The sequence below is a fragment of the Amycolatopsis orientalis DSM 40040 = KCTC 9412 genome, from assembly GCF_000478275.1.
Lineage (GTDB): Bacteria > Actinomycetota > Actinomycetes > Mycobacteriales > Pseudonocardiaceae > Amycolatopsis > Amycolatopsis orientalis.
Map to the genome: position 1 here is coordinate 30,291 of NZ_ASJB01000051.1, position 19,778 is coordinate 50,068.

At 70.1% G+C, this 19,778-nt stretch carries 12 protein-coding genes; 10 read left to right on the plus strand and 2 right to left on the minus strand.

The genetic code is table 11. The features are described from left to right. Positions 1-162 precede the first annotated feature (162 nt). Positions 163-1,314, minus strand: coding sequence for an esterase-like activity of phytase family protein (locus L324_RS16610; RefSeq protein ID WP_037308589.1), 1,152 nt, complete (start codon positions 1,312-1,314; stop codon positions 163-165). A 65-nt stretch (positions 1,315-1,379) separates the two neighbouring features. On the opposite strand from L324_RS16610, the gene L324_RS16615 reads away from it, so the two are divergent. Further along, complete coding sequence (locus L324_RS16615) at positions 1,380-1,811, plus strand: SdpI family protein (protein ID WP_037308592.1); 432 nt, start codon at positions 1,380-1,382, stop codon at positions 1,809-1,811. Between the two features lie 8 nt (positions 1,812-1,819). Here the strand turns inward: L324_RS16615 and L324_RS16620 are convergent, their stop codons facing one another. Further along, the gene (locus tag L324_RS16620) at positions 1,820-2,401 is read right to left on the minus strand and encodes a YqgE/AlgH family protein (protein WP_037308594.1); all 582 of its coding nucleotides are present in this window, start codon (positions 2,399-2,401) and stop codon (positions 1,820-1,822) included. A gap of 208 nt (positions 2,402-2,609) precedes the next feature. Here L324_RS16620 and L324_RS16625 point away from each other — a divergent pair, with 208 nt between their 5' ends. The 9 genes from L324_RS16625 to L324_RS16665 are packed head-to-tail and all read left to right on the plus strand — an operon-like array spanning position 2,610 to position 19,753. Further along, entirely contained in the window at positions 2,610-3,884 is a 1,275-nt protein-coding gene (locus tag L324_RS16625) for an MFS transporter (protein WP_037308596.1), read from the plus strand. 55 nt (positions 3,885-3,939) lie between these two features. After that, positions 3,940-4,560, plus strand: a complete 621-nt coding sequence (locus tag L324_RS16630; RefSeq protein ID WP_037308599.1) for a YbaB/EbfC family nucleoid-associated protein — start codon at positions 3,940-3,942, stop codon at positions 4,558-4,560. Next, a complete protein-coding gene (locus tag L324_RS16635; RefSeq protein WP_037308602.1) occupies positions 4,560-4,889 on the plus strand; it encodes a WXG100 family type VII secretion target in 330 nt (109 codons plus the stop codon). Before L324_RS16630 ends, L324_RS16635 begins: the two co-directional genes overlap by 1 nt. Before the next feature lie 10 nt (positions 4,890-4,899). Then, the gene (locus tag L324_RS40950) at positions 4,900-12,375 is read left to right on the plus strand and encodes a WXG100-like domain-containing protein (RefSeq protein WP_051173932.1); all 7,476 of its coding nucleotides are present in this window, start codon (positions 4,900-4,902) and stop codon (positions 12,373-12,375) included. Then, complete coding sequence (locus L324_RS16645) at positions 12,372-12,818, plus strand: hypothetical protein (RefSeq protein WP_037308605.1); 447 nt, start codon at positions 12,372-12,374, stop codon at positions 12,816-12,818. The genes L324_RS40950 and L324_RS16645 overlap by 4 nt, the downstream gene beginning before the upstream one ends. 5 nt (positions 12,819-12,823) lie before the next feature. After that, the gene (locus tag L324_RS16650; RefSeq protein WP_173426377.1) at positions 12,824-14,293 is read left to right on the plus strand and encodes a TNT domain-containing protein; all 1,470 of its coding nucleotides are present in this window, start codon (positions 12,824-12,826) and stop codon (positions 14,291-14,293) included. Then, a complete protein-coding gene (locus L324_RS16655; protein WP_037308610.1) occupies positions 14,294-16,540 on the plus strand; it encodes an ADP-ribosylglycohydrolase family protein in 2,247 nt (748 codons plus the stop codon). Between the two features lie 14 nt (positions 16,541-16,554). After that, positions 16,555-18,627 (plus strand): YrhB domain-containing protein, encoded by a 2,073-nt coding sequence (locus tag L324_RS16660; protein WP_037308981.1) that lies wholly within the window; start codon positions 16,555-16,557, stop codon positions 18,625-18,627. Positions 18,628-18,631: 4 nt separating this feature from the next. Next, on the plus strand, positions 18,632-19,753 hold the full coding sequence (locus L324_RS16665) for an ADP-ribosylglycohydrolase family protein (RefSeq protein WP_037308613.1): 1,122 nt from the start codon (positions 18,632-18,634) through the stop codon (positions 19,751-19,753). Positions 19,754-19,778 lie beyond the last annotated feature (25 nt).

Here is a 19,778-nt window from a genome sequence, read left to right on the forward strand (position 1 = left end):
CCTCCGTGCTCATCCACGTCAAGCCACTCCAGAAACAACTCGACCCCTCAGCCCGGAGGGCATGAGGGGTCGCCGCGCTGGTCCCGGCCGGTCGGCCGAGTTCAGCGCGGCAGGCTAAGGAGCAGCCGAGCCGTGTTCATGGAGTCCAGTTTAACGCGCTGGTCAAAGCCGTTCCGAGGGGACCGCCAGAGCGATGAACTGGGTCACTTGCGTCGCCGAGAAGTTGTTGTCGCTGACGAGCACCAGGCTGCGCTCACCGCCGGGCAGGCGCGGACCCCAGGTCATCCCCTCGACGTTGTCCACAGTGGACAACTTGAAGTCGGCGAGGTCGGCGAGCAGGCGCTTCTTGACCGGTTTGACCTTCTTGGCGTCGGCCAGCGACGGCGTTCCCGCGACGTTCGTGGCGCCCTTGGTGTCGATCTCGTAGATGCGGATCTTGTTACCGACACCGGTGACGAAGGCGCGCTCCATGACGAGGTAGCGCGTCGGGTCGGCCTGGTCGACGGCCAGCAGCGAGGAGACACCGGTGGTCGCGAAGGCGCCGGGCGGGTTCGGCGACGCGAAGACCTTGTCCTGCGGGTACGCGTACTGCGCGAGCACCGGGCCGAAACGCGACTGCAGAGTGATGCGCGAAAGGGCACCTGACGTGGTGGTCGGCTCGGGACCGTCCTGCAGCAGCGGTCCCTCGACCGAGCTGGCCACGAGCGAGCCGAAGCCGGCGAAGGTAAGGCCTTCGAGGACGAGGTTCTGCCGCGGCCCGGCGGTCGCGGTCATCTTCTCGTTGTCGGGAATCGGCAGGTCACGGACATAGGAGCCGTCACGCTTCGCCTCGCGGATCGACGGGTCGATCAGGGCGGCGGCGGAGCGCTCGCCCTCCTGCGACCAGAGGTAGTGGCCGGTCCACGGGTCGACACGGAGTTCTTCGGGGTCGATCGTCCGCATGTTCTGCGGCTGCGTCTGGTCGTTCTTCGCCAGCGGCGGGTACGTCGTGCCGTCGGGGCGCAGGAGCGGCTTGGTGCCGGTGAAGGTGACCGGCCCGAGTCCCTTCGCGTCCACCGAGAACTTCGCGGTGTAGAACCGGGCCGGGTTGATCGCCGACCGGTCGTCGCAGATCAGCGCGTATTCGCCGGTGCGGGGGTCGTAGTCGATGCTGGACAGGCCGCCGACGACGGTGCCCTGGTAGAGCAGCGCGTTCGGGACGGTCTGTTCACCGAGCAACCGCAACGGACGGTGCTCGGCTTCGGCGGCGGGGGCCGCCATCAGGGTGAAGGGAATGGCCCCGATCAGGGCGGCTGCTAGGACTCGGCGTGACATGGCCTGTAGCACAGTCGATCAGGGTATCCGGCAGGTTGCCGGGACGTCACGCTTATCCTCGTGGAGTGTTCGTCATAGCGCTGGTCCCGATCGTGCTGGGTGTCCTCGTCGGCTGGGGTGGTTTCCTCGGCCTGCGCGAGAAGCTGCCGCGTGACCGCGGCGCAGGCGTGCGCACCGCCGCCACGATGCGCGGTGAAGACGCCTTCCGTCTCGGCAACAAGGTCGCCGGGCTCCCGACGCTGGCCGGTGGCGTGGTCGCCGTGCTCGCGGGTGCCGCCGCGCTGGTCATGCCGACGACGTCCGGGCTCGTGCTGGCTTCGGTCCTCGGGGTGGTCGGGATGATCGCGCTGGTCGCCGCCGGGGGAGTACTCGGCAACCGCGCGGCCGCGGCCGTCCCGGCGCCCGAACCCGCGGCACCGGAAGCGCCCGCCGGATGCAGTGGCTGCGCCTGCGGGACCTGCGGCGTCTTCAAGAAGGCCGACACGGCCACCGCCTAGAACACCGCCTAATTGCGCTGCAGGTCTCCTGGATGGGTGGCCAGCAGCGCCAGCGGAATGCCCTGACGGCGCAGCACCTGGCCCCACAGATCGTGGTCCGGCGAGGCGAGGACGTCGCTGGGCAGCGCCGGGACGATCACCCAGTCGTCGCGTTCGATCTCGTTCGCCAGCTGGCCGGAGTCCCAGCCCGCGTACCCGGCGAAGACCCGCACGCCGCGGACCTTCGGGACCAGGATCTCCGGATCGGTGTCGAGATCGACCAGGGCGACCGGGCCGCGGACGGCGATCACGCCGGGCACGCTGGACGCCGTTTCGCCGGTCCGCAACGCGGCGAGGCACAGGGCGGTCTTCTTCTCGACCGGCCCGCCGACGAACACCGACTGCGGTTCGGCGACGTGCCCGCCCCAGTTGGGGAGCACGTCGTACACCGGAACGTCGCTCGGCCGGTTGAGCACGACGCCGAGCGTTCCCTCGTCCCGGTGATCGATGACGAACACGACGGTCCGCCGGAAGTTGGGATCGAACATCGTGGGGGCGGCGACCAGGAGCGTTCCCGGTTCGACCTCGGCGTCCGCTGGCACGTCCGCCATGATCCCACTTCGAGTGGAGACAAATCGTCCGGCCAGGGAACAACAGCATCACGAGCATCGTTGGACACACAGGTCGGTGCGCTTTCCGTGTCCCCCGGGCTCACTGAAGAACCGCCTTTGTGGAATACCGTCCGGCTGGAGCCACACTGCGCATAGCCGCCGAGAGGCGACCTTTAAGCGCACCGGCCGCCTTCTTTAGGCTTCCGCCGTGACAACCAGGGCCTTCGTCCGCGATCGCGACTTCCGCCGTCTGCTGTTCACGCGGTTCTCGGCGCACTGGGGCAACGGGATGTACCAGGCCGGGTTGACCGGTGCCGTGCTCTTCAACCCCGAACGCGCCGCCGACGCGCTGGCCATGGCGGGCGGGTTCGCGGCGCTGTTGCTGCCGTACTCGATCGTCGGACCGTTCGCGGGTGCCCTGCTCGACCGCTGGGACCGCCGCAAGGTGCTGATCTTCGCGAACCTCCTGCGGTCGTTGACGGTCCTCGCCACCGCCGTCGCCGTGGGCACCGGAGCGGCCGGTTTCGGGCTGTTCTCCCTGGCACTGGTGTCTGAAGGGATCTCCCGGTTCATCGGCTCGGGCCTGTCCGCGTCGCTGCCGCACGTCGTCGAGGAGAAGTCCGTACTCGCCGCGAACGCCTTCGCGGCGACGTGGGGTTCGGTGCTCGCGGTCGTCGGCGCCGGCTGCGCGATCGGGCTCCGGGCACTGACCGGCGCCGACGACGCGGGGTCCGCGTGGGTCACCGCCGTCGCCGCACTGGGCGGGCTCGGCGCCGCGATCATCGCCTCGGGATTCGCGCGCGGACTGCTCGGGCCGTCGACGGTCGACGAGCCGTCGAACCCGGTCCTCGCGGTCGCCCGGGGCCTGTCCGACGGCGCGAAGGCGGCTTGGCGCACTCCCAGCGTCACGGCGGGGTTCATCGCGCTGTTCGCGCATCGCGCGTCGTTCGGGATCTCGCTGCTGGTGACCGTGCTGCTGATGCGCGGCCACTTCGCAGGCGGCGGGATGACGGGACTCGGGCAGATGGCGGCGTTCGGCGGGGCCGGGATCCTGGTCGCCGGGCTGCTGACGGCCCGGCTGATCCGCCGGTTCGGCCGGGTCCGGGTCGTGGTGGGGGCGCTGGTGCTGGCGGCGGCCGCGCAAGCCGGGCTGGGACTGCCGATGCTGGTCCCGACGGCGTTGCTCGCGGCGTTCCTGGTGACCGGCGCGGGGCAGGTGCTGAAACTCTGTGTCGATTCGTCGGTCCAGCTCGACGTCGCCGATGAGGCGCGGGGGCGGGTCTTCTCGCTCTACGACACCCTGTTCAACATCACTCAGGTCGCCGCGGTCTCCCTGGCCGCGACGGTGGTCCCGGGCGACGGCCGCTCACCTGGGCTCCTGCTCACGGCGACCGTGTTCTACCTGGTCGGCGCCGTCGGCTACCTTCTCGCGGTACGAAAACGGAGAAGAAGCGATACGGCTACTCCGTTGGCATTAGGGTGACGCTTACCGGCACCGGGTGGCGTATGCCCGGGCTCAAGTACTTCCGGGGGCTGAAGTGACGACGGCAGGCGACGACAGCGCGCGCCTCGAAGCGCGCAATGCCGCCATGAAGGATCAGGTCGACACGCTGCTCGAGAATTTCGAGCGCCAGACGGCCCAGCTCCGGGAAGCGCAGGAAGCCGCTTCGCAGATGTCCGCGACGGTGGTCTCGCAGGACGGTCTCGTCCGCGCCACCATCGACGCGACCGGCACCCTCGCCAAACTGGAGATCCAGCCGAACGCCTTCGAGCGCACCAATCCCGCGCAGCTGGCCAATACAGTGCTGACCCTGGTGCGCCAGGGATCGCTGCAGGTCAAGCAGCAGGTCGCGGATCTGATGGCGCCGATCACCGAAGGGCTGCCGGACCTCTCGGACCTCATCGAAGGCGCGCCGTCGCTGCAGGGGCTGATGCCGGCGATCCCGGACTTCCTCGCCGAAGAGGAGCAGCCGACCGCGCCGACGAAGTCCGACGACGACTTCGAAGATCCGCTGCTGCGCAAGGACGACGCCCCGCCGCCGCCTCCGGTCGCCCCGCCCGCGCCGCCGACGCCGAAACCGATTCCGAAGCGCGTGCGTCCAACGCGGGACGATGACGAGGAAGAGCCGCCTTCGAGCTGGCTGACCAGGGGAGTCTGATGCCGAACGGTGGGGGCGGAGCCGGATTCACCGCGGATCCGGACGCGGTCAAGACGGCCGCGGCCAAGCTGGGGCTCGCCGCGGATCAGCTGGACGACGCCGGCAAGGAACTGATGGCCGCGATCACCTCGCTCGGCCAGTGCTGGGGCAACGACGACGCCGGCAAGGAGTTCGCGAAGGACTACGAGCCGGGCGCGCAGGGCTCGTCCGAAGGGTTCGCGAACATCGTCGAAGCCCTGCGGGGTATGCAGCACAACGTCGAACGGTCGATGACCGCGTTCACGAACGCCGAGGAAGAGATCAAGACGACGTTGGACAAGAAGGTCTAGCGCCGTGGGTATGGAGATGCCCGACGCGGTCAAGTGGCTCTTGCCGATCGTGGTCGGGGAAAGCTGGCCCGAAGGCGACGAGGACAAGCTCCGCGAACTGCGCGACGCCTGGCACAACGCCTCGAAAGCCGTCCAGCCGATCGCCGACACCGCGACCAAGGGCGCCACCGAGGTCCTCGGCGGCTGGACCGGCGAAGGTGCGGAGAAGTTCGCCGAGGCATGGAAGAAGTTCGTCGAGGGCGACGACGCGTACTTCAAGTCGCTGGCCGATTCCTCGAAGGCGCTCGGCGACTCGTGCAACGCGACCGCGCTGGACGTCGAGTACACGAAGTACATGATCATCATCTCGCTGGTGATCCTGGCCGCGCAGATCGTCGCGATGATCGCGGCCGCGGCGGTGACGTTCGGTGGTTCGACGGCCGGGATCGCGCCGGCGCAGATCGCCACCCGCATGACCGTCCAGATGATCTTCCGGCAGCTGATGCAGAAGCTCGCGCAGGAAGGCTTCAAGAAGGTCGCGAAGGAACTCCTGGAGAAACTTCTCAAGGAGGGCCTGAAGAAGATCGGCAAGGAGGTCCTGCAGAACACGGCGATGAACCTCGCCATGGACGCGGGCATCCAGGGCCTGCAGATGGCCAAGGGCGACCGCGACAGCTGGGATTTCAGCAAGACCAAGGATTCCGCGATCAGCGGCGCCGTCGACGGTGTCGTCGGCGCGGGCAGCAGCAGTATCGGCAAGGGCGCCACCAAGGGACTTTCCGACAGCGTGGGCGGCCAGATCGTCGACAGCGCCGCGCGGGGTGCCGTGCGGGGCGCGGCCGAAGGTGTCGCCAGCACCGTCGGACAGGCCGCCGTCACCGGTGACCTGGACAAGCTTTCGGCCAAGGACGTCCTGATGGGCGCGTCCGGCGGGGCCGTCGGCGGCGGTGTCGACGGGGCGAAGAGCCAGATCGGCGACATCCGCGCCGCGAACACCCCCGGTGGCACGGGCAACGGTCCTTCGACGCCGGACATCGACACGGGGGACGGGGATTCCGGGACGCCTTCGCGTACTCCGGATACTTCGTCGAGTCGCAATTCGTCCTCTGATGGCGATTCGAGTCGCGATTCGAGTCGCGATTCGTCCTCTGATGGCGGTTCTTCGTCGGAGCCGCAGGCACGCTCGGAGGGCGGAAGCCAGTCTTCGCAGCGCGCGCCGAGTTCCGAGAGCGGTCCGCAGCGCACGGCGGACAGCTCGCCGGACGGTGACCGGGTCAGCCAGTCTTCGACGCAGGCCCCGGAACGTCCGGCGGACGCCCCGGCGAACACCGGCGAGCGCGCGGCTCCGGCCGCGCAGACCCAGCACGCTCCGGCGGCGGCCGACAACAACGCCGGCTCCGGGCAGCAGCAGGCCGCGGCGGCCAACCAGCAGCAGGCACCGGCGGCGGCCCAGACCCCGGCCCAAACTCCGGCACAGACTTCCGCCCAGGCCCCGGCCGCGAGTCCCTCGCAGGGACCGGCCGCGAGTTCCGCTCAGGGACCGGCTTCGAGTCCGGCCGCGAGTGCCGCGCAGTCGGGTGGATCGCCTTCGAGCGCTTCGTCCGGCACACCCACTTCGACCGGCACCCCCGCTTCGGCCGGTGCGGCTTCTTCCAGCGCCGGACCGGCTTCGTCGGGCTCGCCGACGGGCTCCGGTGGTTCGTCGTCCGGCGGGTACGGCATGGCGCCCGGCTCGGGTTCGAGTACGCCCGGCTCGTCGGGTGGATACGGCATGGCGTCCGGCGGCAACCCACCGGGCACTGGACCCGCACCCGGCGGTTTCCCGCCCGGTGGCCACGATCCGGCCCGGCCCAACCGGCCGCACGACGGCGTCCAGGCCGCCGGATTCGCCGGTGGCGGCGGTCCGCAGCAGCCGCGGTTCGACCAGCCGCCCGGACAGGCACCCTTCCAGGGCCAGCCCATGCAGCCGCCTCCCGGCGGTTTCGCCCCTCCGCCGCCGCCTCCCGGCGGTGGCAATGGCCCCATGCCCCCTCGCGGGCAGCAGGGGCCGATGGGTCCGCGTCCCACCGGACCGCAGCCGCCGCCCCCGCCGCCGGGCGGACATCCGCAGGATCGCCGTCCGGACCGCGGGCCGCAGGAACGGCCGCAGCAGCGTCCTCAGCAACCGCCGCCGCCCCAGGGTCCGCAGGGGCTTCACGGCCAGCAGCCGCCTCGGCCGCAGCAGCCGCCGCACGGGTATCAGGGCAGGCCGGGACCGGCTCCCGGTCCGCACGGCGGTGTCCCGCCGCGTCCGCAGACGCCTCCGCCGGGGCAGCACCCCGGCAACCGCGGTCCCGCCGGCTACCCGCCGCCTCCGCCGCGGCCACCGCAGCCGGGCAACGGCCCGTTCCCCGGCAACCGCGGTCCCGTGCCGCCGCCCCCGCCCGGTCACCAGCCGGGGCAGCGTCCCGGGCAGCACCCGGGACAGCACCCCGGGCAACGTCCGATGCCGCCGGGTGGCGAGCCGCCGCGGTTCGGTGGCCAGCAGCCGCAACGTCCGCCGCAGGTCCCGGCACCGCGCCCGGGTCAGGACGGGAACGCGGGCCCCGGCCCGCAGGACCGGACACCCCAGGACCGGACACAGCAGCCGCAGCGTCCGCCGCAGCAGACCGGACCCGTCCGGCCGGTCGAGCGCGCGCCCGAACAGGCCGCGCCGCAAGACCGCGCCCCCCAGCAGGACCATGCGCCCCAGCAGGACCGCGCTCCTCAGCAGGACCGTCCCGAGCAGGCACCCACCCCGGAGGAGGCGCCCGCCTACCGCGGCAACCTCGACGACGGTGCCGACCTGCCCAAGGACAAGGACGCCGACACCGACGCCCCGCACGACACCGAGTCGCCCACGGACGGCACGCCCGAGGACAAGTCCTCCGACGACGGCGCTTCCTCGATCGACGAGCCGTACCTGACGGATCCGAAGTTCCACACGGACGATCCCGCGGCCTACCGCGCGCTCGCCGAAACGCAGATCGACAAACGCGGCTTCGACGAGAACACCGGGGAAGCGCGGAGCGAACAGGTCCGCCGCGAAGGTCTCGCCAAACGCGACGCCCACGAAGACCCGCGCGTCAAGGCGATGTCGGATCAGGGCGCGTACGCGGTGCACAGCTACACGCGTACCGACATGGCCGAGAGGATCACTCACGCCCAGCGTCACGGTGGGCCCGAGCTGGACGCGCTCCGCCCGCATATCGAGGCGATCACCTCCGGCCTCAACGAGATGCCCGTCTACGAGGGTGTCGTCTCACGGCGGGTGAACTTCCACGGCAACGAAAGCGCCATCCAGGGCTTCCTGGCCGCGCACGCCGAGGGCAAGGTCATCGTCGACCCGCAGATGCTGAGCACGTCGCGGGTCACCCCGGACCATCCGCACAGCACCTTCCCCGGCGAAGTCGAGATGCGCATCCAGTCGAAGACCGGACGCCACATCGAGGATCTCGCTTCCAAGAAGGAAGAGCGCGAAGTCCTGATGAAGTCGGCGACGCAGCTGCGCGTCACCGAAATCAAGATGGGCCCGGGGCATCCCGAGCACCCCGACTACAAGGCGCGGCTGGACGACGGCTCGGTCAACGACCTGCCGAAGTGGATCGTCGAATGCGAAGAGGTCGTCCCCGGTGACGACGGCCACCTGACGCCGGAGCAGGTCCACGAGAAGGTCGCGGAACGCCGCGAGTACAACAACGCCGAGCAGGAGCGGCTGGCCAAGGAAGAGGCCGACCGCGATGCCCAGCTGCGCCGCGATCACCCCGAACTGTTCAACAACCAGGGTTTCGCGGGTCTCGAGACCAAGATCGCCGACGGCAAGGGCGGCTGGATCGACGCCTCCGACGCCCCGGTCCACGACGTCCCGAAGCCGAGGGAACACGTTCCCGACGGCGGCTGGTCCGAGCTGGCGAAGCCGCTCGACGAGGGCGGGACGCCGGTCATCCACGCCGGTTCGACCGAGACACCGCATCAGCAGGTCCGGCTGGTCATGGACGAGCTTCCCGCGATCGGGCAGGTCAACACCCGCAACTACTACGCGCCCGAATCGTGGAAGGACGGCTTCCAGACCAACTCGGCCGAGTCGCTGGTCGCGTTCGAAAACCGGATGACCGGGGGCGACGCCGTCGCCGGGCCGTCGACCGGCGGTTCGCCGCTGCAGCACGTCAGCGATCAGCTCGGCGGGCAGTGGTCTGATCGGAACGGTTTCGCCGATGTCGCCCGTGACCTGGGCGAACGTCCGGTCGGCGCGCGGACGGCGGTGGCGTTCGAGCATCACGCCGCCGGTGATCCGAACGCGCCGGAAGGCTCGCCGCGGTCCAAGGACCGGATCGAGACCCGGATCGTCGCCGCGGTGAACACGCCGCACGGCGTGGTCTTCGCCGACCCGATGACCGGGCGGCTCGCGACGCTGCCGGACAACCCGACGTCGATCAAGGCGATGCCGCTGGGCGGCGGCGACGCTCCGCACACTCACACGCCGGAAGCGCCGACGCAGTCCCACGCGCCCGAGACGGCGAAGGCGCCGGAGCAGACGCATACCGACAAGACCGACGAAGCCGGTCAGGAGCAGGCGAAGTCGCCTGCCGAACGGCTACGCGGCGACGACGAGCCGCCGCCGGTGGACCGGCCCGAGGACCAGCCGGCGCCCAAGACCGAACTCGACATCTCCGAGCGGCTCAAGGGCACCGAAGAGGCACCTGCGCGGCTGGACGAGAGCTACGCGAGCGACCCCGATTTCCGGGGCTCGCCCGAGGATCACAAGAGCCTGCGCGACCGCTACGACAACGCGGAACTTGCCGAGCAGGCCAGGGAAAAGGCACTCAGGCGGCTCGAAGCCAGCCCGCTCAAGGACCGTGTCTCGCCCGAAGCCGCGGAAGCGATCTACTCGTACTCGCGCGAACACGCCTACGCGATCAACGAAGCGAACCGCCTGGGTGAGTCGCACCCCGGCTTCGAGAACGCCCAGCGGAGCACCCGGGCGATCGTCGGCGCACTGAACGAGCTGCCGGACTTCCACGGCGAGTCCATCCGCGGCATCGACACCAAGGGCGACATGCGTGCCGCCGGGATCATCGCCGCGCATTACGAGGTCGGCCAAACCGTCCCCGAGCCGACGATGACCAGCGCCACCATCAAGACGTCGCCGGACACGAAGTCGAAGTTCGGCGAAGACGTCGAGATCCACATCGTCTCGAAGACGGGCAAGGACGTTTCGTCGCTCGCCGAGAACCCCGGCGAGAACGAATCGATCAACAAGCCGGCGACGCAGCTTTACGTGCACAGCAAGCAGTTCATGACTCCTCCGGCGGTCGACCGGCCGAAGTGGGTCATCCACGCCGAAGAGGTCACTCCCGGCGACCCGCGCTACCTCACCGGCGAGACCGGCAAGCAGGCGATGGAGGAGCGGCGGGCCCGGCACGCCGCGGAGGCACCCGAACTCGCGCGCCTCGCTCAGGAACGGTCGATGGCGCGCCTCGGCGGTTTCGACGAGCCGCAGACGCCGCACATCACCACCGAGAACCCGGCCGAGCACGGGGTCGCGGACGCCGACAAGGGTCCGGAGTACGGCGAACAGTCCACTCAGGACCACGACGCCACCGACCAGACCATGGAACTGCCGGTCCCCGAGCGGGACTACTCGTCGATGGCGGTGGCGACGAACCCGCCGAGCGAACCGGCGATCCACGCCGGTTCGGCTAGTCCTGCGCAGCAGGCCGCCTACCTCGCCGACCGGCACCCGCGGCTGGGCGAGGTCAACCCGCACTTCAACGACCCCGACGCGCTGGCGAACGGCTTCCGGTCCAACTGCACCCGCACGCCGGGCGCGTACTGGGACCAGCTGCACGGCATCGACTCGACCGCCGATCCGCTGCTCGTGCACGAGATGGACAGCCGGGGCACGCTGGAGCACGTCGAGGAACGCTTCGGTGGCCAGTTCTCCGACAGGGCCGACTACGACACCGTCATCCGCGAGATGCGGGGCATGCCGACCGACCACCACGCCGTCGTCGCGGTGAAGTACCTCGACGAGAACGGCGTCGAGCGCGGCCACGTCGCCATGGTGGCGAACACCCGGGACGGCGTCGCGTTCATCGACCCGCAGTCGGGTGCGCTGATGAACCTGCCGCATCCGGCGCTGAGCGTGAAACTGATGCACGTCGGCGTCCCGGAGGCCCCGGCCGCGCACGCCGGACAGCACGCCGACGGGCACACCACGCGGACCGAAACCGCCTCGACCAGGCCGGTCGACCCGCGGATCGCGTTCGCGCGGCCGGATCAGCCGGTGGACCCGCGGATCGCGTTCGCCAGGGAAGACACCCCCGACGTGCAGCCGTCGCGGATCGGCCCGGACGGCCGTCCGATCGTGACGCCGCCGCGCGACGCGGGCTACGGCATGGCGCACGACGAGCCCGCTCACGGTGACCGGGCCGAAGGCGAACGGTTCCTGAACGATCCCGAGGTCGCGGCCGCGGTGGACGGCTTGGACCCGGACAAGAAGCGCGCCGTCCACGAGGACGAGAACGGCGTCAAGCACGACGTCGGGCCGATGCGGGACTTCATCCGCGAGCACCTGCCCGCGCATCCGGAACTCGTCCGGCTGATGGAGCATCCGGACAACGCGTACCTGCGGGCTTCGCTGCTGAACAACCCGATGACCATCGGCAGCCTGTTGCTGCACCCGGAAGCCATCCCGCTCCTCGAAGACGCCCTGCGCGACGTCGAGGAACGCGGCCTCCAGATGATCGACGACGTCCAGCAGGAAGGTCCCGGCGCCACGCCGCTGACGCAGGACCAGCGCGACCTCGCGAACGCGGCGGCGGACATCGCCGCCGACGTGGACCCCGGCGATCAGTACCACGCCGGCTTCGATCGCGCGGACAAGGGCGATGCCGGGAAGATCCAGGAGTTCCTGGACGCCGAACGGGAGGCGTGGCCGCGGAACCAGGGCGACCTCAACCGGATCGCCGAACGGATCGCGACGGAGAACAACGGCGACGCGTCGGGCCGTCCCGGTCCGAAGGACGACGACCGCGCGAAGGCGAAGATCGAGGGCTACGACGGAGACGCGTCGAAACTGACCGACCTGGTGGGCGTGAAGATCCAGTTCGACACGCTGGCCGACGTCTACAACGCGCTGAACGCGGTGATGAACGACCCGGATCTCCGCATCGTCAGCTTCGACGACCGGTTCGCGAATCCACAGGACAGCGGGTACCGCGATCTGCAGATGAACGTCCGGCTGCCGAACGGGCACGTCGCCGAACTTCGGCTGCACCTGAAGCACATCGACACCGTGTCGGCCTACGAGCACGCCTTGTACGAGGTCCGCCGCGACTTCCCGACGTACAACCGGACACTGGACGAGAACAACAAGAAGAGGCTGTCCCCGGAACAGGCCCTGCTCGAAGCGGCGCTGATGGACCGGGTCCGGGAGAAGTTCATGGCCGGTCTCCGCAAGGGACTGCCGCCTGAGGAGAGCACGTGATCCAGACGCCGTCCTTCTACACGTACTTCGGAAAGACCTACCGCGTCGAGTCGACCCCCGACGGGGGCCTGACCGGTTTCCTCCTCAACCTGAGCACCGGCGAGTTCGACGAAAAGCCGGAGCACGTGCGCGAGGTCATGTGGGCGATGGCGAGTTCGGACATCAGCAAGGTGTCCGAGGAGAAGTTCGTCCAGGAGACCGAACGCGCCCGTGCGTACGAGCTCAAGGGCGGCGGACCGATCTTCGCGCTTTACGAGACCATCGACGGTCTGTACGCGCAGGCCAAGCGCGAAAATCGCCGCGTCGAACCGCAGGAGTCGGCGCTGATCCAGTCGCTGCGCAAGCGCACCTTCCAGATGTGGGAGGACGAGCTGGCCCGCCGCGCCGCCGGGGAGCCGCCGTCGTTCCGGGCGGAGCCACGTTTCCCGAACCGGGCGCGATGATTCACGTGGAACAACTCACTCCGGAACAACAGCGCGGGCTCCTGGTCCAGATCGGCAGGCTCGTCCTGGCGGGGATCACCGACACCGCCCACGCCGCGGTCGCCGATTTCCGGCAAGCCGGGGAGCACACCGAAATCGAGGGCCACAACTGCGTGCCCGCACCCGAGCTGAACGACCTCTTCGGCAAACTGCGCACGGGGATGTACGGCACCGGGCGGGGGACCTGGCTCCAGTCGCGGTTCACGCTCAAACCCGACGGCACCTTCGACTTCGACTTCACCCTCGACGACGAACCGGCGTGGACCAAGGCACCGGCGGCGTCGGCGTACCCGGACGAACTGGCCGCGTTCCCGCGCGAGGACGAGCACATCCCGGACTGGTGGCGGCTGCGCGCGCAGCTGCCGTTGCGCGTCGAGTTCCGGCACGCCCGGATCGTCGACGCCTACACCGAGGGCAAGCCGCCGGTGGTGGACAGACCGGAACTCGACGAGTCCGAAGCACCACTGATCGCGCAGTACCTCGAACGGGAACCGGCGATCCTTTCCGGCAGCGGCCTCGGCAAGGACATCTTCGAGCCCGAAGCCGACGGCGACGTCCCGGAGAGCTACCACACCGACGGCACCTGGATCTGGCACGCGTCCGTGCCGCACTACCTGCGGAAGTACGGGATCCCGCCGGAGCCGGACCTGGTCGAGCACATCCGCGGCCAGCGGTTCCAGCCACCGTACGTCGAGCACCTCGTGCGGCGGACCGCGGAGGCGGATCTGCTGGGCAAGCCGCGGCCGAAGCCGGGCCGCTCCGACGTCAAGAAGACCGAAGGCGACATCGCCGCGGAGCTGGAGACGTCCCCGAATCCGACGCTGACCGACGAGGAACTGCTCGTCGTCCTGGTCAGCAGGCTCGGCGAGCACGCCGTGTGGCCGGAGGCGTATCGCATCGGCGACCGCGCGGACGGCGCCTGGTGCCTCAACTTCACCGAAAAGGGCTGGGAGGTCGCCGCCTATTCGGGCGGTGCCCCGGTGTCGCCGAAGTACTTCGACCGGCTCGAAGACGCGGCTCACCAGCTCCTCGGCGCCGTCCTGCTCCATCCGGCGCGGATGACCGCCGGACATGAGACCCCGTTGGAGACCGCGAAGGAACTCGCCGACTGGCCGGTACAGGCGGCACCGGGTGAGCCGCCCCTCACACTGCTCCGCAACAAGCGCGTCAGCCGGATGGTCGCCGGTACGGTCGTACTGCGGTTCGGCGAGGAAACCGGCAATCTGGTTCACCACGGAGGGGTACGGTTCGCCACGACGTCCCTGCCGCTGGAACGGGAGCGCGTCGGTGGGACCTACCGGCTGCGCCGCCCGCTCCACGTGATCACCGGTGTCACCGTCCCCTGGGCGAACATGCCCGGTGGGGCGGTGGCCTACGTGCTCCCGAGGACCATCGCCGAGCACGTGTCCGACGGCAGCCTGGAGAGGATCGAGTAGGTGGAATCGGCGGAAGCGGTAGCCAAGGTCGAAGAGTGGCTGCGCGCGGTCCACGGTCCGGACGTGTCCGCACCGGGCGGCGCCGGCCTGCGCGTGAACCACGAAAAGGTCCTGCGCATCCCCGAGGGCTGGTCGGTCCCCTACAACACGATCGCCTTCCTCGACGAGGGTCACGCCGAGAAGGAGATCTTCCCGCCGCCGTCGGTGATCGTCCGCGAACCGGACGGCGAGCTGCGCCAGGCGCATCCGCAGCCGGGCGGGCTCAGCGTCCCGGTCGCGTTCCCCGGCCAGGAGGCGTGGCGCGAGGTCGTCGACCCCGAATACGCCAAGGCCGGGCTCGGTGACCTCGGCGTCCCGCCGGCGGTCGTCGCGGGCTGGGTCAAGGTCAGCCCGGACGGCGTCCAGACCGGTGAGGAACGGGAGAACCCCGAGTACAAGGCCGGTCCGGTCCGCCGCGGCTATCCGAAGCCGGAGAACAGACTCGAAACGCTGCTGTCGTTCGCCAGCGTCGGCTGGCTGACCAGGGAACAGCTGCTCATCGGGCTGCTCCGCTGCGAGGTCTACGTCCCGCTCGACCTGGCGTCGGGCAAGACGGAGCGGTTCTACTTCAACGAGGAACGCGCCGAACTGCGGGTGTTCAGCTCGACCAGGAACCTCCCGTCGCGCGAGCACGGGTACTGGAAGGTCGACATCGCCACGCTGGCCGGTTACGAAAGCCCGCCGAACCTGGTGATCAACGGCGGGCCCGCGACGTTCGAGGACGTCAGCGGCGCCGAACTCGCCGAGACGGCCCTGCGGTTCCCGCGCCGGGACCCCCATGTCGACGTCAACGAGCGCTGCCCGGAAGCGGATCCGGAACTGGAGACGCTGGCCGCCGAAACGGCCGCGAAGATGGGCCTGCCGGAGCCGGTGAAGCCGCCGCTGGCCGCGGCCGAACGGGCCCGCCGCCGCGGTTTCGAACTGACCGCGGAGGAATGCCAGAAGACCGTCCTCGGGCAGTCGTGGCTGGCGCGGCTCAAGCAGCCGGAGCCGCCGCGCGGCCGTCCGAACGACCTCCGGGCGAACGGACTGGCGCCGGGTTACGACAACGAGGGGCAGATCCAGCCGCGCCTGGACACCTTCGGCAAGTACTTCGACCGGGACCGCTCCAGCTCCCGCTATGGCTGGCAGCGCGTCACGGGCGCGTACGTGGGCTTCGCGCTCGGCGAGGCACTCGGGGCGGCCGTCGACCGGATGCGGCTCGACGAGATCCACAGCACCTACGGCCCGGACGGCGTCACCGATCTGCCGGTCGCGTTCGACCTGCCCGGCCGGATCGGGCCGCTCACCCAGCGGCTGCTCTTCTACACCGAGGCCGTGATCCGCAGCCCGCACCGCGAGCAGCCGGAGAACCGCGACGCCGAACGGGCGCTCGGGACGGTGGCCCGCAACTCGCTGATGCGCTGGCTGCACACCCAGGGCGCGCCGCTGGACAACGCCGACGGCTGGCTGGTGAAGGTGCCGGAACTCCGCGTCCGCCGCACCCCCGACGACGCCGAACTGAACGCCTACCACGCGCTCGCGACCATCTCACCGACGGCGAGGCCGCTGAGCGGGCCGGACGCGCTGGTCGCGGCACTGCCGGCGGCGATGACCGCGGCTGGCCCCGGGAGCGCGATGAGCGGCGGCGTCCGCCAGGCGGTGCGCGACCTCGTCTCGGTCACGCACCCCGGCGAGATCGACGTCGAGGCGGCGACCTACCTGACCTGGCTGTTCGAACCCGCGCTGACTTCGGAGGCGTTCAGCTACCCGGTCTGGAACATCTCCCGCGAGATCTTCAGCGACCAGAACCCGCACCAGCGGGGACCGGTCTGGGCGGATCTCAAGGCGATGGTCGCGGAATCGGTGCCGTTCTTCGGCAAGCACGGGCTGCCCGATCTGCGCGTCCCGGAACTGATCGGCGACGGCAAGGGCACGCTTTCGGTGCTGGGCCGCGCGTTCGCGGCGCTGTCCGGTTTCGAGAACTACCCGGAGCAGGCGCTGCTGCGGGCGGTCAACCACTCCGGCCGCAGCGCGATCACCGGCGCGATCGCCGGTGCGCTGCTCGGCGCCCGCACCGGCATTCCCGGCCTGCCGCAGAAGTGGGTCGAACAGCTGGAACTGCGCTACCTGGTGGAGAACATCGCCACGGACGCGTTCTGGCACTTCGACCGCCACTCGGCGCTGCACGAGGTCGACGGCTGGGCCCAGCGGTATCCGCGCTGGTGAATGAAATGGGGACGATGAACGAAGAGGAAGCCGTCAGCCGCGTCGAGGAGTGGCTGGCAGGCCGCGGGGAGGGCACCGGCGCGCTGCGGGTCCGCCGCGAGTACGTCGTGCGCGCGACCGGCGGCTGGAACGTCACGTACAACACCGTCGGCTGGCTCGACGGGACCGACCCGGCCGCCGGCCTGTTCCCGAGTCCGGTCGCCTTCGTCCCGGACGACGGCGGCGAGATCCGGCTCGACCTGGAGTTGATGGCGGTTTCGGCGGCGGGCGGCGACGGGGACGACGACGACGCGTTCACCCGCTGGACCGAGGTCGTCGACCCGGAGTTCGACCCGGCCGCGGTTCCCGGCCTGCCCGTCCCGAAAACGGCGATCGTGCGCTGGGAGCAGCAGACGCTGTACGGCGAGCCGACCGGCGCGGTCCGCGCGAATCCGGAGCACCGGCCGGGACCTCGGTTCTCCGGGCGGCCGAAGCCGGAAAGCGCCGTCGAGACGCTCCTCGGCTACCTCCGCGTCGAGTGGATCACTCCGGAGGAGTTCGTCCACTGGATGCTCGATCTCGACGTACTCGCCCCGGCGAAGGACGGTCACCTGCAGGTCCGCGACTTCGGTGACGCGGGCGCCCGGTTCGTCGTCTACACCTCCGAGGCGCAGATCCCGGCCGAGTACACGGTCTGGCAGCGAGTCCAGCCCCGCGTACTCCTGCGCCGGGCCAAGGACACTCCCGGCGTCGGCCTCCTGGTCAACCCCGGCCGCCCGGAGCCGTTCAACGTCTATCCCGAAACGCTGCGGCAGGTCGCCGACCTCGGACTCCCGGCAAAGGCCGAGCGCCCCGAGTCCGTCGGGCGTCCCGCTTACCTCAGCGAGGAGTACGCGAAGGCGTACGAAGCCCTTCGCGAGGAGTACGGCCAGGATCTCGGCGAGGCCACCTCGAACCTGCGGAATCTCACCGACCAGGCCCGGGACAACGGCCTTCCGCTCAGCACGGACGAGCTCGTCCGCTACGCCCGCGCGGCGACGCTCTCCTACAAGCGGTCGCGGGCGAAGTACGACGGCCGCCCGCTGCCGGAACTGCCTGACGACCTGTTCGCCAACGGCCTGGTGACGCATTTCTACGACGACGGCGAACCGCGTCCGAGCGCCTGGAACTTCGGGAAGTTCTACAACCCCACGATCCCCGTCGGCAGCTTCGCGTACCCGCGGCTTGTCGGCGCGTACGTGGGCTTCGCACTCGGGGACGCTCTCGGTTCGGGTGGGGATCCGGCCGAAGGCCTGCCGCTCGGCGGGCTGACCCGGCAGCTGCTGTTCCACACCGAATCCGTGATCCGCGGCCTGGACGCGACCCCGGATAACACCGAGATCCCGGCGTCGCTGCCCGCGGGCGGACGTCCCGACGGCTGGGTCGCCAAGGCCACCGCGGCCGCCGGACCGGCCCCCGCGGAGTTCTCGGCCATGCTGGCGACCGCGCTCGCCGCGACGGTGACCGGCGGGGTGCCCGGACCCGCCGACGACCCCTTCTACGCGATGAAGGTGGTCCGTGAGCTGGTCGGCTCCGCGGCCGGGCACGAGGTCGTCCACGGTGCCGAGCTGCTGGTGAACCTGTTCCGCGCCCAGCTCGCGGCCCGGAACGGCGAACCGGCCGTGGCGAACTTCCTCGCGGGTTTCGACGAGTACAGCGGCGAGGTCGGCGAGCTGGTCAAGACCGTGCTCGACCTCAGGAACGACGTCGACGGCGGTAGTGCCGATGACGTCGAGCAGTTCGACAGCATCGGCGACGGCCGGACGCCGCTTTCGGTGCTGGGCAGGGCGTTGTTCGCCGCCGCCAAACGGGGACACGACCCTGAAGCGGCACTGACGCTGGCCGCACGCGGCGGCGCGGTGACCGGCGCGCTGACCGGGGCGATGGTGGGTGCGAGGCTCACCGTGCCCGGTCTGCCGGAAACCTGGCTCGCCGCGTTCGGTGACCTCGGCGTCGTCGACAATATGGCGGGCGACGCCTACTACTACTTCAACCGGTTCGGCCTGCCCCGCGAACCCGAAGAGCGGCGCCGCTGGGACGCGAAACGGTACCCGCGAGGAGATCAGTAAAGAGATGCGCGAGTGGCTTCAGGATCCGGCGACCAGGTCGCGGCTGCGCGGCAGCCTGTTCGCCGGGGCGATCGGCGACGCGCTCGGCGCGAAGACCGAATTCGATTCGATCGACCGCATCCGCGAGATCGCCGGGCCGGCCGGGATCACCGACCTCATCCCCGCGTACGGCGGGATCGGGCGGATCACCGACGACACCCAGATGACGCTCTTCACCCTGGAAGGCCTGATCAGGGCCCATGCGGGGACGCGGCGGGAGCAAGGGACCTTTACTACCGCCGCTGTCGCCGTCGAGCAGTCCCTCCAGCTCGCCTACCAGCGCTGGCTGCACACCCAGGGCGTCCCGTGGGAGCGGGCCCGCGGACCGGAGGCGACGAGCGCCGAACCGGACGGCTGGCTGATCACGAACCGCGAGCTGTTCAGCCGTCGCGCGCCTGGCCTGACCTGCTTCAGCGAGCTGGAGGCGTACGGCAAGACGGGCGTGCGCGCGGGCATGGACAAGCCGGTGAACAACTCGAAGGGCTGCGGCGGGGTCATGCGCGCGGCACCGGTCGCGCTGTGGTCGGACGACCTCGCCGAGGTGTTCCGGCTCGGCGCCGAGAGCGCGGCGCTGACCCATGGTCACCCGAGCGGGTATCTCTCGTCGGGTGCCTTCGCGGTGATCGTGCACGAACTGCTGCTCGGGAAACCGCTGCTCGACGCCGTCGCGACGGCCCGTGTCGAGCTGGAGAAGTACCAGGGCCACGAGGAGCAGAGCGTCGCGCTGGACCAGGCGCTCGCCCTGGCCGAGGCAGGGGCGCCGACGCCGGAAAAGCTCGAGACGCTCGGGCAGGGGAACATCGGCGAAACCGCGCTTTCGATGTCGGTGTACGTCGCCCTGACCACCACGGATCCGAACTCAGCACTGCTCGCGTCGGTGAACCACAGCGGCGACAGCGACTCGACGGGCTCGGTCTGCGGGAATCTCGTCGGCGCGATGTACGGCGAGCAGGCCTTGCGGCAGGACTGGCTGGAGAAACTGGAGCTGGCCGAGGTGATCGGACAGCTGGCGGACGACGCGCTCGCGGAGTTCGGCGGGAACGCCCCGGGTGACGACCGGTGGTACGCCCGCTACCCGGCCTACTAGATTTACCTCCGGTTTGGGGAACTTG

What these genes read in the sequence shown, in the direction of transcription:
- L324_RS16610 (WP_037308589.1), bottom strand. Translation starts at nt 1,314, where the DNA reads ATGTCACGCCGAGTCCTAGCAGCCGCCCTGATCGGGGCCATTCCCTTC.
- L324_RS16620 (WP_037308594.1), bottom strand. Translation starts at nt 2,401, where the DNA reads ATGGCGGACGTGCCAGCGGACGCCGAGGTCGAACCGGGAACGCTCCTG.
- L324_RS16635 (WP_037308602.1), top strand. Translation starts at nt 4,560, where the DNA reads ATGCCGAACGGTGGGGGCGGAGCCGGATTCACCGCGGATCCGGACGCG.
- L324_RS40950 (WP_051173932.1), top strand. Translation starts at nt 4,900, where the DNA reads ATGGAGATGCCCGACGCGGTCAAGTGGCTCTTGCCGATCGTGGTCGGG.
- L324_RS16660 (WP_037308981.1), top strand. Translation starts at nt 16,555, where the DNA reads ATGAACGAAGAGGAAGCCGTCAGCCGCGTCGAGGAGTGGCTGGCAGGC.
- L324_RS16665 (WP_037308613.1), top strand. Translation starts at nt 18,632, where the DNA reads ATGCGCGAGTGGCTTCAGGATCCGGCGACCAGGTCGCGGCTGCGCGGC.